We start from the raw sequence: 13,133 nt of genomic DNA, 5'->3' as shown, positions 1-13,133 counted from the left end.
AACAAGGTACGAGTACCATGGCCAGTATCATGACGAACACCGCGGCGTTGACCGCGCTGCAGAGCCTTAACGTCACCCAGAACAACCTCGCCACCACCCAGTCCCGCATCTCCACCGGCTATCGCGTCTCCCAGGCTTCGGACAACGCTGCCTACTGGTCGATCGCCACCACGATGCGTTCCGACAACCAGGCCATGTCCACCGTTTCGGACGCGCTCGGCCTCGGCGCTTCGAAGGTCGACACCGCCTACACCGGCATGAACAGCGCGATCACCACGATCAACTCGATCCAGCAGAAGCTGACCGCTTCCTACGGCCAGACCGACGCCTCGAAGGAAAAGACCCAGGTCGAAATCAAGGCGCTTCAGGACCAGTTGAAGGCCTACGCTGCTGGCGCCACCTTCTCCGGCACCAACATGCTTTCAGTGTCCACCGCTTCGGGCACGGCAGCCGACGTGAAGATCGTTTCGGCCTTCAACCGCGACGCGGCTGGTGCTGTTTCGATCTCGACGATTGACGTCAAGGTGGAAAACATCAAGCTCTATGACGGCGGCGCGGCTCCGACTGCCAAGGGCATCCTCGACACGGCCCGCCTCGGCACCACCGGCGCTGCCGTTACGACTGCCGCGCCCCCGACCCTCGGCGCTGCCGCTGCGGCTACCGACACCTATTCGGTCGCCAGCATGGCCATCTTCTCGGGCACCACGGCAGCCAGCGACAGCCAGATCTCGCAGATGATGACCGTCGTCGACGCCGCTCTCAAGGACATGACGACCGCCGCCACCAAGCTCGGCGCCGCCAAGAGCTCCATCGATCTGCAGAAGACCTTCACCTCGAGCCTGATGGACTCCATCGATCGCGGCGTCGGCCAGCTCGTCGATGCCGACATGAACAAGGAATCGACCCGCCTTCAGGCCCTGCAGGTCCAGCAGCAGCTGGGCGTCCAGGCGCTGTCTATCGCCAACGGTTCGTCGCAGTCGATCCTGTCGCTCTTCCGCGGCTAATCGCTCTCGACCCACTGAAACCGGACATCGGGCCGCGCCAAAAGCGCGGCCCGATTTGCGTTCGCTCAAGGCTCGCGCAACCCTCGTTCCTTAACTCTCGAAGCTGACTTTTAACAGGCTGTTAACCATAACGCGGTAGTCATGGTTAACCAATAGCTTACAACAGGTTGTCGAATCGGCCGGAGCGGCTCGATGGCAATCGGTGAGCAGGCCGATCCGGCCTGTGTGGGCATGCCCGGCTTTAGAGAAGGAGCGAGTTTCTTGGCAAGCATCATGACGAACGCTGCGGCGCTGACCGCACTTCAAAGCCTCAACGCCACCAACAAGTCACTTGAACAGACACAGGCCCGAATCTCCACCGGCTACCGGGTCTCCCAGGCTTCGGACAATGCCGCGTACTGGTCGATCGCGACCACGATGCGCTCCGACAACATGGCCCTGTCAACCGTGCAGGACGCGCTCGGCCTCGGCGCCTCGAAGGTCGATACCGCCTACACCGGCATGAACAACGTGCTGACGACGATCGACAAGATCAAGACCAAGCTGCTCTCGACCGTCGGACAGACCGACGCCGCCAAGGCAAAGACGCAGACCGAAATCACCGCGCTCCAGACACAGATGAAGTCGTTCGCCGATGCGGCGACCTTCTCGGGATCGAACTTCCTGTCGGTGACCTCAAAGCAGGTCGCCGCTGCCAATGACGGCGTCCAGGCCGACGCCCAGATCGTGTCTTCCTTCAACCGCTCTTCGTCCGGCGCCGTCCAGCTCGGAACGATCAACATCGATGTCGAAGGCACCAAGCTCTTCGATTCAGGCCTTTCCACCGCCGTCAAGAACCAGGGCATTCTCGACCGCCAGACATCGGTCTACTCCACGGGAGCGGCGCAGACCTTGTATGACACGGCCTATTCAGCTTCGATCGCAGGTGGATCAACGGATATCGCCGCCAACACCGCCGGCCAGACCGCGGCGGGCGCGGTCGCCAAGGTTGACAACATTTCCGCCTTCAACCTCGACATAACGGCAGCCGGCGTGACCGACGACATCATCACCCAGATGATCACCAAGATCGACGGCGTGATGAAACAGTTGACGGACTCGGCCACCATCCTTGGTTCGGCCAAGAGCAGCATCGACCTGCAGAAGACCTTCACACAGAGCCTGATGGACTCCATCGACCGCGGCGTCGGCCAGCTCGTCGATGCCGACATGAACAAGGAATCGACCCGCCTTCAGGCCCTGCAGGTGCAGCAGCAGCTCGGCATCCAGTCGCTGTCGATCGCCAACAGCTCCTCACAGAGCATCCTGTCGCTGTTCAAGAACTAAGCGGTCGCGCCGCCGGCGCGACCCTTTCGCTCTCCAATTGACGGGCCGCGCTCATGAGCGCGGCCCGATTTCATTTTCGCACAAGCTTCGAGGACTAGTGTTCCGGCGGACAGTCATGCTGGGAGTAGTCGAACCGTGCCGGAACAAATCCAGAGCATCATCTCGAATCTCCGCGGATTCGGTGTGAAGCGCCTCGCCATGCTGGCTGGCATCGCCATCCTGGTGATGTCCGTCATCGGCGTCGCCTCGGTCTATCTCAACCGCCCTGCCTATGAGACGCTCTATGTCGGGCTCGATCGCGCCGACGTGAACCAGATCGGCCTGGTGCTGGGCGAAGCCGGTATCGGCTTTGACGTCGGCTCGGACGGCACTTCCGTGCTGGTGCCGGCTGGCACCACCGCGCAGGCGCGCATGCTGCTCGCTGAAAAGGGCCTGCCGACCAGCGCCAATGCCGGTTACGAGTTGTTCGACAATGTTGGCTCGCTCGGCCTCACCTCCTTCATGCAGCAGATCACCCGCGTGCGGGCGCTTGAAGGCGAGATCGCCCGCACCATCCAGTCGATATCCGGCATCAAGGCGGCGCGCGTCCACATCGTCATGTCCGAACGCGCCAACTTCCGCCGCGACGAGCAGCAGCCCTCCGCCTCGGTGGTCATCCGCTACTCCGGCATCGATGCAGAGAAGAGCGCCATGTCGATCCGCCATCTCGTCGCCGCCGCTGTTCCCGGTCTCTCGGCCGACAAGGTGACCGTGCTTGATTCCAACGGCAACCTGCTTGCCGCCGGTGACGATCCCTCCAACACCAGTGCCGCCCGCACGCTTGGCGTCGAGCAGACCGTCGAGGCGCAGATCGGCGACAACATCCGCCGCGCGCTGACGCCCTATCTCGGCCCCGACAATTTCCGCGCCAGCGTCAAGGCCGACGTCAACACCGACACCCGCCAGACCGAGGAAACGATTTTCGACCCGAACTCCCGCGTCGAGCGCTCCATCCAGTCGGTCCGCGCCAACGAAGCCAACAACCAGAAGCAGGCCTCGACCCCGGCCAGCGTCGAGCAGAACCTGCCCGAGGCTCAGGCAACCGCCACTGATGGCCCGCAATCCTCATCGAAGAACGACCGCAAGGAAGAAATCACCAATTACGAGATCAATTCGAAGAAGATCGCGACCGTCTCCAACGGCTACACCGTCACCAAGATGTCGATCGCCGTTGTCGTCAATCAACAGCGGCTGATGACCATTCTTGGCAAGGATGCCACGCCGGAGCTGATTGCCAAGCGCGTCGCCGACATCCAGAAGATGGTCTCCTCGGCCACCGGCCTCGACGACAAGCGTGGCGACGTCATCGACGTCTCGGCGGTCGAATTCATCGACGGGCTCGATGGCGAAGCCATTCCGCAAGCCGGAATGCTTGATTCCATCGGCCAGCATGCCGGCACCATGATCAATGCCGGCGCATTCATCGTGGTGGTGTTCCTGGTGGCTTTCTTCGGCTTGCGGCCGATGGCCGCCGCCTTGACGGCAAAGGCCACGCCAGCCATCGCCGGCCCCAACTTCGACGAAGTTCAGCGCTCGCTGCCGACGCCGGACGCAACGGCTTCCGCTGAAGGCGTCGCCATTGGCGCCCTGCCGGGCACGCGCCCCAGCTCTACTCCGCTCGACGATCTTCGCCAGAAGATCAGGCCCGCGCCGCAGGAGCGGCTTGCCAGAATGGTCGACATCAACGAGGAGCGCACCGCGCAGATCCTACGCAAATGGGCTGCCCAGGAAGTGGCGGGCTAGACCATGCCCTCCGCCGCCCTTTTCGATCTTCTGCCGGATTTCGGCACGCGCGCGCAGCGCATCAGCCAGCCCAAGGCCGCGACCGCGACCATGCCGGAAGAGCACCAGCAGGCAGCCTCGCCCCAGGCCGATATCGGCACGCTGATTGCCGAAGCGGTGGTTCAGGCCGAGGCCGCTCTGGAAGAGCGTCTGTCGATCGCCCACGAAGCAGCGCTCGAAGCCGAACGGCAGGCCAATGCCGATGAAGCCAAGGCATTTCTCGAGGGCCTCGGTGACGACGTCGGCAAGGCTGTATCCTCGCGCATCGACATCATGGAAGCGCGCGTCACCGAGCTTGTCGCCGCGACCGTCGCCCGTATCATCGGCGGCATCGTCAGCGACGACCTGCAGAGGCGCTCGCTGGAGGCGCTGGTTCGCTCGGTTCGTGAGGCAGTCGGCGACTCCGAGGCGGTGCGCATTTCCGTTCGCGGACCGCTCTCCCTGTTCGAGACATTGAGGGCTTCGCTCGGCCCGCGTGCGGCCAATCTTGATTTCGTCGAGTCGCCTGGTTTCGATCTCACCGTCATGATCGACGAGACCGTATTCGAAACCCGCATGGCTGAATGGGCGGTCACGCTTTCCGAGGTGCTGTCATGAGCGTCGCCGACGCCGCGCACCCTCCCCACGAGATCATCATCGTCAAGCGTGGTCACCACGACCATGACGAAGGTCACCATGGCGGAGTCTGGAAGATCGCTTTCGCCGATTTCATGACCGCCATGATGTGCTTTTTCCTGGTAATGTGGCTGATCAACGCGGCCAATGAGCAGACCAAGGCGGCCGTGGCCAGCTACTTCAATCCGGTCAAGCTGGTCGACCGCAACTCAAGCCGCAAGGGCCTCGAGGATCTCGGCGACGGCCCGGCCGCGATGGGCCTCAGCGGTGACAACCCCAAGGAGGCGACTGCCAAGACTGGCGAGAACGGCAACGGCGGCGCCGGCTCTTCCGACAAGAAGCAGGACAAGCCGGCACAGCAGCAGGCCGAGCATTCCGACGAGCATCTTTTCGCGGACCCCTACGCCGTGCTTTCCGAGATCGCCGCAGACACGGGCGTCCAGCAGAATGTCAGCCAGAAGGGCGACGGCGGCGCGCAGAGCGCGGGACCAGCGACCGGCGCATCCGGCGGCGCGTCCTACCGCGATCCGTTCGAGCCGGACTTCTGGTCGCAGCAAGTGGCAGCGCCCGCCGCCGAGGCAAGTGCCGAGCGCGCCAGGATCGAGGGCGATCCGGTCAAGCCGGGCGACAAGGCCGCCGAAACGCAGGTGCCCAAGGTCAAGGCCGTTCCGCCGGCGCCACCCCTCACAGCGGCTCCGCTCGAGCCTCTGGCGAAGGAAGCCGCTGCCAAGGACGCATCGAAACCCGGAACGGCAGCAACCAAGGCCGACGACGCAAAGGCTGGCGACACAAAGCCTGGTGAAATCAAGCTCGAGGCATCCGCGGCAGCGCAGGAGCCCGCCAAGCCCGACGTCCAGGAGAAGCCTGACGTCCAGGAGAAGGCGCCAACGGCTGCCGCCCTTAAAGCAGCGGCCGACGTCAAGCGGCAACTTGCCGACGCTTTCAAGCCCGGCGACAAGCTGCACGATGGCGTCTCGGTCGAAGCCACCGACAAGGGCGTCGTCATCTCGATCACCGACCAGCTCGATTTTGGAATGTTCGAGATCGGCTCGGCGCTGCCGAGCCACGAATTGGTGCTGGCCATGGAAAAGATCGGCCGTATCGTCAACAGCCAGAAAGGCACCATCAGCATCAACGGACACACCGATGCGCGGCCGTTCCGCGGTGGCACCTATGACAACTGGCGCCTTTCCACCGCCCGCGCGCATTCCGCCTATTACATGCTGGTTCGCGGCGGCGTCGATGAGCGCCGCATCACCGAAGTCGCCGGGTTTGCCGACCGCCAGCCGAAGGATGCCGCCAACCCGATGTCGGCGGTCAACCGCCGCATCGAGATCATGATGGCGACGGGCGGATGAAGCGGGCGGCCATCACCAGCCATGTGATTGGCCTTGGCCTGTTGTTGACCGTCGCGCACCCGTCGGCCGGCCATGCGCAGGACGCGTTGCAGCCCTATCAGCTGGTGCGGTCATTGCAGCTCGTCCAGGACCGCATCGCCGCAGGTGATCACGCCGCGATGCCGATGCAGGCCAAGCTGCTTGAGATGACCGACGCGCGCTTGCGCCAGGCGAATGCCGAGGATTTCAAGGATCCGAGGAATTTTCGCGCCCTTCTGGTTTACGGTATGAGCGGCGGCAACCCCGTGACCGTCGAGGCCGCCGCATCGCGCGCCACGCCCGACCCGCAAAGCCTTGCCATCGCCAAGGGTGTCATGGACTACCTGAACGGCCGGCCCGGCGAGGCGATCGAGGCCCTGAGGCCGATTGATCCGATGACGCTGCCCACGGACCTCGGCGCCTTCCTCGCCCTGGTCAAGGGGTCACTGCTAGCCACCGACGAACCGGCGGCGGCCCTCGTGCTGCTCGACGAAGCCAAGTTGCTCAGCCCCGGCACATTGGTCGAGGAGGCCGCCTTGCGCCGTTCGATCGGCATTGCCGCGGCGAAGGGCGACGCGGCGCGCTTCGCGCGTGGCTCAACCCAGTATGTCGAACGTTATCTCTACTCTCCCTACGCCAGCCAGTTCGCGGACTCTTTCGTGTCAGGTGTCATCGCGCTGCACATGGCGATCAGTCAGGACAAACTCGTCGACATCACCTCGATGATGGATCCCGAGCGCGAGAAGGTGATCTATCTGCGCATTGCCCGCCGTGCCGCCATCGACGGCCTGAATGATCTGTCGGCCTTTGCTTCGGCGCGGGCCGAGCAAGGCCGTGACGGCATCCACAACCAGGACGATCCGCGCGCGCTACTCTATGCCAGCCTCTCCACCGTGACCTCCGGCACCATGGACGACGTCCGTGCGAGGCTGGACAAGATCGACCGAGGCAAACTGTCGGAAGGCGACCGCGCCTTGCTCGATGCCGCGCAGGCCATTTCAGGCCAGGTGGTGGCGCCGCCGGCTCCACTTCCGACGAAAGAGCCGGCCTCCCGTCTCAAGGACGAACCTGACGCAGCTGCTCCACAAAGCGCCGATGAAACCGGACTGCCGCCGGTCGAAGGCGTACTTTCAGAACAGCCCGCCGTGGCCGCTGCCTCCGGCGCCGCCGTTGCCAGCGCGCCAGCCGCGCCCGTGGCCAGCACGCCCGTCACGCCTGCCGTCGCGGCCGCCCCAGCGGGTGGGGCGACCATCCTGCCGGCCTCGGCGGCAGTGACGGTTGCCGGCCCTGTCGATCCGACAGATGCCGCCATGACCAAAACACGCCGACAGCTCGATTTGATCGACCAGATGCTTGGAGCCGCCCCGAAATGACCACCAATGTCGGCCCGGCTTTGCCAGGATTCGCCTCAGCTCGCGCTTCGTCGGACCAATCGGCCGCTGGAGGCAAGAAAGACACAGGCTTCGGCGAAATGCTGGGCGGAGCCGGAAGCCCGGCTCGGCCTGAAAAGCAGCCGGCGGCCGAAACGGGATCACGCGAGCAGCGCTGGGCAAAGCTTGCCGCCGCTGCCTTTGGCGGTCACGGCGGCAAGGGTGAAGCCACGACGGCTGACTCCGGAAAGACCGCCCCGGCCAAGGGGCAAGCCGCGAAAGTCGCCAAGGACAGCGCGGACGCCAAGTCGCACAAGGACGCCGCCGACACTGAAGAGGCGGCCTCCGATGCCGACACCGCGCCGCTCCAGGACGACTTGCCGCTGCTCATTGCATTTCACGATTTGCGCCATTTCTCCACGGCGGCCAAGGCAGGTGGGCGTGACGCGGCCACAGGTGAGGCGGCACAGGATCCCGCACTCGACGGGCAGGCGCCGCTGTCGAAACTCTACCGGTCGAAATCGGTGGGACGCGAAGTTCTGGAGACCATGTCGAAGCCCGAGCAGGCCTCGCTCGTCGATGGGCCTTTGACCGCGCTTGACGGCAAGGCCCCAGGTGATGCCGGTGCTGACTCCGCCATGCCAAAGCGTGAAAGTACGGCCGGCGCGCAGCCATTGCCGGGCGTATCGGCGGCTGATGTCCCTGGTGTGCAGGCGAAGCATGCCGGGCCGGCGATGAAGAGCATCGAGGATGTCCAGTCTTCCATGCGGCCCGAACCCGGAAAACAGTCATCGTCCGCCGGCCGCATCGACGTGGTTTCCGAACGCAGCTTCCCGGCGCCGGCGCAGAACCCGATGAGCCAGGCAGCGCTCAACGTTGTCAGCGCCATAGCCACCGATGGCGGCCCGCAACAGACACTTTCATCTCCCTCGGCCGCCGGTCAATTGGCCTCCTCTGTTGCCGTTCCGACACATATGTTGAAGATCGAACTTCACCCCGCAGAGCTGGGCATGGTTACAGCCACTCTTAGGCTCTCGGGAGAGCAACTTTCGATTGAGTTGAAGCCTGAAACCCATGATGCCCATCGCCGCCTCAGCGCCGACAGCGAAGCGATCGTCAAGTCGCTGCGGGGGCTAGGTTTCGAGGTTGACAAGGTCACGATCCTGCAACCTTCGGTAGCGGTTCCCGCAGCGACCCGCACCGATGCAACCGGCTCCTTGCCTTCGGCAACAGGCCGCGACCAGTCATCCTTTCAGCCCGGAAATTCAGGCGGCGACAATGGTGGAGCCGGCGGCCAGCAACCGGGAAGGAACCGCAAAGATGACGCACAGGAATTCGGTCGCGCCGGTTCGCCGGCTCGCGAACGTGCTGGCGGCGATATGTTTATCTAGCCTTGCCGGCGGCACGGCATTCGCCGCCGCCAATCCCTGCGAGCCGGAGATCCTGCGCGCCGCCGATCGCTACGGCGTGCCCGCCGGCATCCTCTATGCTGTCGGCCTGACCGAGACCGGCAACAAGGGCAGTCTTCAACCTAATGCCTTGAATATAGAGGGAAAAGCAGTTTTTCCAAGGAGCCGAAGTGAGGCGCTTGCCGCCTTCGCCAACGCCCGGCGCGAGGGCAAGACATTGATCGACCTTGGCTGCATGCAGATCAATCACCACTATCACGCATCGCATTTCCGCAGCGTCGAGGACATGCTCGACCCGCATCAGAACGTCGACTACGCGGCGCGCTTCCTGGCCAGTCTGCATGCCCGCCACGAGACCTGGTCGATGGCTGTCGCCCGCTATCATGCCGGTCCCGACAATGATCCGGCGCAGAAGATTTATGTCTGCAGGGTCATCGCCAACATGGTCGCGACCGGCTTTGGAAAGTGGACTTCTAACGCGCGGACCTTCTGCAACCCATAAGCGCCTTCAACTTTTTCAATCACGAGCCGCACCGCCCCAATACTGTTGTTCAAGAGATGATCGAAGCAGGCCCGTCGGACTATGTTGCAATGCGCTAATGCAACTGAAACGATTCCCGACTCCCAAGAAACTAGCTACAAGAAATGACGGTTGTTCAGGATTCCCGCCAGCGGATACCCCTTTCTTCACGGGGCAAATAATTTGATTCGGAGGCGGGCCGATGATTGTAATCGTTGACGAGCGAGAGCTCGTAACAGAGGGATACAATTCACTTTTTGATCGTGAGGGCGTCGCCTGCGCGGGCTTTGCGCCAGGCGAGTTCGGTGAGTGGGTAAGCTCGGCGGCCGACACCGATCTGAGGTCGGTCAGGGCCTTCCTCATCGGCGACTGCCGTGAAGGTGCCATCTCTCCCCGGCAGATCCGCGATCGCACGGGCGCACCGGTCATAGCACTGAGCGAGCAGCACTCGCTGGAGAACACGCTGCGGTTGTTCGAGAGCGGCGTCGACGACGTCATCCGCAAGCCGGTTCACATCCGCGAAATCCTTGCCCGCATCACCGCCATCCGCCGCCGTGCCCAGGAAGACGTCTCCTACACCGAGATCGGCGCCATGCGCATCTTCATGGACGGCCGCGATCCGGAGATCGATGGCCAGCCCCTGCCCTTGCCGCGCCGCGAGCGCCGCATCCTCGAATATCTGGCGAGCAATCGCGGACGCCGCGTCACCAAGACCCAGGTTTTCAATGCCATCTACGGCATCTTCGACGAAGAGGTCGAGGAGAACGTGGTGGAAAGCCACATCAGCAAATTGCGCAAGAAGCTGCGCGAGAAGCTGGGCACGGATCCGATCGATTCCAAGCGCTTTCTCGGCTACCGGCTCGTGTTCTGATGCGACGCCGCGCCAGCTTCGCGCAAGACACAACGCGTAGCCTCGAAGCCAGTGGCATGGACACTCGGGAGACCTTTCAATGAGCCTTTACGGAATGATGCGGACCGGTGTTTCCGGCATGAACGCGCAGGCGAACCGCCTGTCGACGACAGCCGACAACATCGCCAATTCCGACACCACCGGCTACAAGCGTTCTTCGGCCGAATTTTCGACACTGGTGATGCCGTCAACCGGCGGCGCCTACAATTCCGGCGGCGTCACCACGACGATCCGCAAGGCGGTCAGCGATCCGGGCGTGCTGCAGTACACGACCTCGGTCTCCGACCTCGCCGTCAGCGGTGACGGTTTCTTTGTCGTTCGGGATCCGAGCGGAACGCCCTTCCTCACCCGTGCCGGCGCCTTTGTCCCCGATGCGCAAGGCAGGCTGGTCAACGCGGCCGGCTTTCAGCTGATGGGCTACAGTTACGCCAACGGCGTGCCGGCGGCGACTGTGAACGGCTTCGAGGGGCTGGAGCCGGTGGTCATCTCCGACCAGGCGATGACGGCAACGCCAAGCACCCAGGGCAGCTTCAGCGGCAACCTGCCCGCGGGCGCGACCCCTGTCGTGGCCGGCAACTTGCCCGGCGCCAACGCCGCGACCGCGCAGTACACGTCGAAATCCTCGATGGTCGCCTACGACAATCTCGGCAACAAGAAGCTGCTCGACGTCTATTTCACCAACACGGGCGCCGGCACCTGGCAGGTTGCGGTCTTCGATCAGTCAAAGGCCACGCCTGGAACAGGGTTCCCCTATACCGGCGGCGCGCTCGGGTCAGCCAACCTGACCTTCGACACCACCACCGGCCAGCTCACCGGCACTCCCACGAGCGTTTCGTTCACCGTGCCGAACGGCGCCGCCATGAACCTCGACCTGTCCAAACTGACCCAGCTCGGCACCGGCTTCACCGTTACCGACGCCCAGGTCAACGGCAACGCGCCGAGCACCATCGACAAGATTCAGATCAGCAAGGACGGCACGATCCTGGCGCAGTACAAGGATGGCTCGACCAAGCCGCTCTACAAGATTCCGCTGGCCGACGTGCAGAGCCCGGACCAGTTGGCGGCCCTTCCCGGAAACGTCTACGCGCAAGGCACGGATTCCGGCTCCATTCGTGTCGGCTTCGCCAATGAAGGCAAGCTCGGCTCCATCGTCTCCGGCGCGCTTGAGAACTCCAACGTCGATATCGCCGAAGAACTGACCGACATGATCGCGGCGCAGCGCAGCTACACCGCCAATTCGAAAGTCTTCCAGACCGGTTCCGATCTGATGGACGTCCTTGTCAACCTGAAGAGATAACAACGGGCGCCGCCCGTGAAAGACCCGCATGTCGCTGTCCACTGCATTGAACATCGCCCAGTCGGCGCTTCTAGCCACATCACGGCAGACCGCCGTCGTCTCCCGCAATGTCGCGGATGCCGATAATCCAAACTATTCCCGCCGCATAGCCGTCGTCACCAGCACGGCACCGGGCGCGCGGTCGGTCGATATCCAGCGCGCCACCGACGACTTGCTGTTTCGCCAGAATCTGAGCGCGCTTTCGGCCTATAGCGGCCAGAACGCGCTCTACAGCGGAATGGACAGGCTCGGCCTTTCCGTGAATGGCGTCGACAACGCGTCCTCGCCCTCGACAGCGATCGCCAATCTGCAAAAGGCGCTGCAGCTATACGCCACCTCGCCGTCCAACCAGAATATCGGCTCCACTGTCATCGACGCGGCCAAGCAGGTGGTGCGCTCGCTGAATGACGGCAGCAAGGCCATCCAGGATTTCCGCACCCAGACCGATGGCGAGATCGGCACCGCGGTCAACGACCTCAACTCGCTGCTGGGCCAGTTCCAGGATGCCAACCGTGCGGTGATCTCGGGAACCCGCTCGGGCACCGACGTATCCGATGCGCTCGACCAGCGCGATGCGCTGTTGAAGAAGATCTCCGACTATATCCCGGTCTCGACCTTCACGCGCGGCGACAATGACATGGTCGTCAACACCGCCGATGGCACCACGCTGTTCGAGACCATCCCGCGCTCGGTCACCTTCACGCCATCGTCCGGCTATGCCGCCGGGGCGGCCGGCAACGCCGTCTACATCGACAATGTGCCGATTTCGGCGGGAAGCGGCGGCAACACCACCGCCAGCGGCAAGCTCGCCGGCATGCTGCAGCTGCGCGACGGTGTCGCCGCGACCATGCAGAGCCAGCTCGACGAGACGGCGCGCGGGCTGATCACCGCCTTTGCCGAAACCGCGCCGTCCATGCCCAATGCAGCGGGCTTGTTCACATGGCCGGGCGCGCCGGGCGTGCCGCCTTCCGCCACACTGATCAACGGCCTTGCCAGCACGATAAGCGTCAACGCGGCGATGGATCCGAGCGCCGGCGGCAGCCCGACAGTGTTGCGGGACGGCGGTGCCAACGGGGCTGCCTATGTCGCCAACACCAGCGGTGGCGCCTCCTACTCCACGCTTCTGGTTGCCTATGGCGACAAGCTCGACCAGCCGATGAGCTTTGACCCGGCCGCCGGGATTTCGGTCACGTCCAGCGTCTCCGACTACGCCGCCAATTCGATTGGCTGGTTTCAGGGCGTCCGTCAGCAAGCCTCGACCGCGGCTGACGCCAAAGAGGCTCTCGCGCAGCGTACCGCCGATGCCCTGTCCAACGCGACAGGCGTCAATGTCGACCAGGAAATGTCGTTGATGCTCGATCTCGAGCACACCTATCAGGCATCGGCCCGAATGATGAAAACCGTCGACGACATGTTGACGGCTCTGCTCAGTGCGGTGGGATAATC

11 protein-coding genes are annotated in these 13,133 nt (G+C 63.6%); all 11 read left to right on the top strand.

The features are described from left to right. Positions 1 to 17: 17 nt before the first annotated feature. The 11 genes from GA829_RS11015 to flgK all read left to right on the top strand — a co-directional run bounded on the left by GA829_RS11015 (position 18) and on the right by flgK (position 13,131). Positions 18 to 1,004 carry a flagellin N-terminal helical domain-containing protein gene (locus GA829_RS11015; RefSeq protein WP_195178526.1) on the top strand — a complete coding sequence of 329 codons (987 nt, stop codon included), beginning with the start codon at positions 18 to 20 and terminating at the stop codon, positions 1,002 to 1,004. A gap of 261 nt (positions 1,005 to 1,265) precedes the next feature. After that, the gene (locus GA829_RS11010; RefSeq protein WP_195178525.1) at positions 1,266 to 2,330 is read left to right on the top strand and encodes a flagellin N-terminal helical domain-containing protein; all 1,065 of its coding nucleotides are present in this window, start codon (positions 1,266 to 1,268) and stop codon (positions 2,328 to 2,330) included. Positions 2,331 to 2,465: 135 nt separating this feature from the next. Continuing rightward, positions 2,466 to 4,112 carry a flagellar basal-body MS-ring/collar protein FliF gene (gene fliF / locus GA829_RS11005; RefSeq protein WP_195178524.1) on the top strand — a complete coding sequence of 549 codons (1,647 nt, stop codon included), beginning with the start codon at positions 2,466 to 2,468 and terminating at the stop codon, positions 4,110 to 4,112. Positions 4,113 to 4,115: 3 nt separating this feature from the next. Continuing rightward, entirely contained in the window at positions 4,116 to 4,748 is a 633-nt protein-coding gene (locus GA829_RS11000) for a hypothetical protein (RefSeq protein ID WP_195178523.1), read from the top strand. Beyond that, on the top strand, positions 4,745 to 6,124 hold the full coding sequence (locus GA829_RS10995) for a MotB family protein (RefSeq protein ID WP_195178522.1): 1,380 nt from the start codon (positions 4,745 to 4,747) through the stop codon (positions 6,122 to 6,124). The genes GA829_RS11000 and GA829_RS10995 overlap by 4 nt, the downstream gene beginning before the upstream one ends. Then, complete coding sequence (locus GA829_RS10990) at positions 6,121 to 7,515, top strand: chemotaxis protein MotC (protein WP_195178521.1); 1,395 nt, start codon at positions 6,121 to 6,123, stop codon at positions 7,513 to 7,515. The genes GA829_RS10995 and GA829_RS10990 overlap by 4 nt, the downstream gene beginning before the upstream one ends. Continuing rightward, positions 7,512 to 8,903, top strand: coding sequence for a flagellar hook-length control protein FliK (fliK, locus tag GA829_RS10985; RefSeq protein WP_195178520.1), 1,392 nt, complete (start codon positions 7,512 to 7,514; stop codon positions 8,901 to 8,903). The genes GA829_RS10990 and fliK overlap by 4 nt, the downstream gene beginning before the upstream one ends. Next, positions 8,833 to 9,423, top strand: a complete 591-nt coding sequence (locus GA829_RS10980; RefSeq protein ID WP_195178519.1) for a transglycosylase SLT domain-containing protein — start codon at positions 8,833 to 8,835, stop codon at positions 9,421 to 9,423. The genes fliK and GA829_RS10980 overlap by 71 nt, the downstream gene beginning before the upstream one ends. A 220-nt stretch (positions 9,424 to 9,643) precedes the next feature. Continuing rightward, positions 9,644 to 10,312, top strand: a complete 669-nt coding sequence (locus GA829_RS10975) for a response regulator transcription factor (RefSeq protein WP_195178518.1) — start codon at positions 9,644 to 9,646, stop codon at positions 10,310 to 10,312. 79 nt (positions 10,313 to 10,391) lie between these two features. Then, entirely contained in the window at positions 10,392 to 11,648 is a 1,257-nt protein-coding gene (locus GA829_RS10970) for a flagellar hook protein FlgE (RefSeq protein ID WP_195178517.1), read from the top strand. A 28-nt stretch (positions 11,649 to 11,676) separates the two neighbouring features. Further along, entirely contained in the window at positions 11,677 to 13,131 is a 1,455-nt protein-coding gene (flgK, locus tag GA829_RS10965; RefSeq protein ID WP_195178516.1) for a flagellar hook-associated protein FlgK, read from the top strand. Positions 13,132 to 13,133 lie beyond the last annotated feature (2 nt).

Origin of the sequence: Mesorhizobium sp. INR15, assembly GCF_015500075.1 — a bacterium.
Taxonomy (GTDB): domain Bacteria; phylum Pseudomonadota; class Alphaproteobacteria; order Rhizobiales; family Rhizobiaceae; genus Mesorhizobium.
The sequence above is the reverse complement of the archived record's forward strand: the minus strand, read 5'-3'. Positions and strand labels throughout refer to the sequence as shown.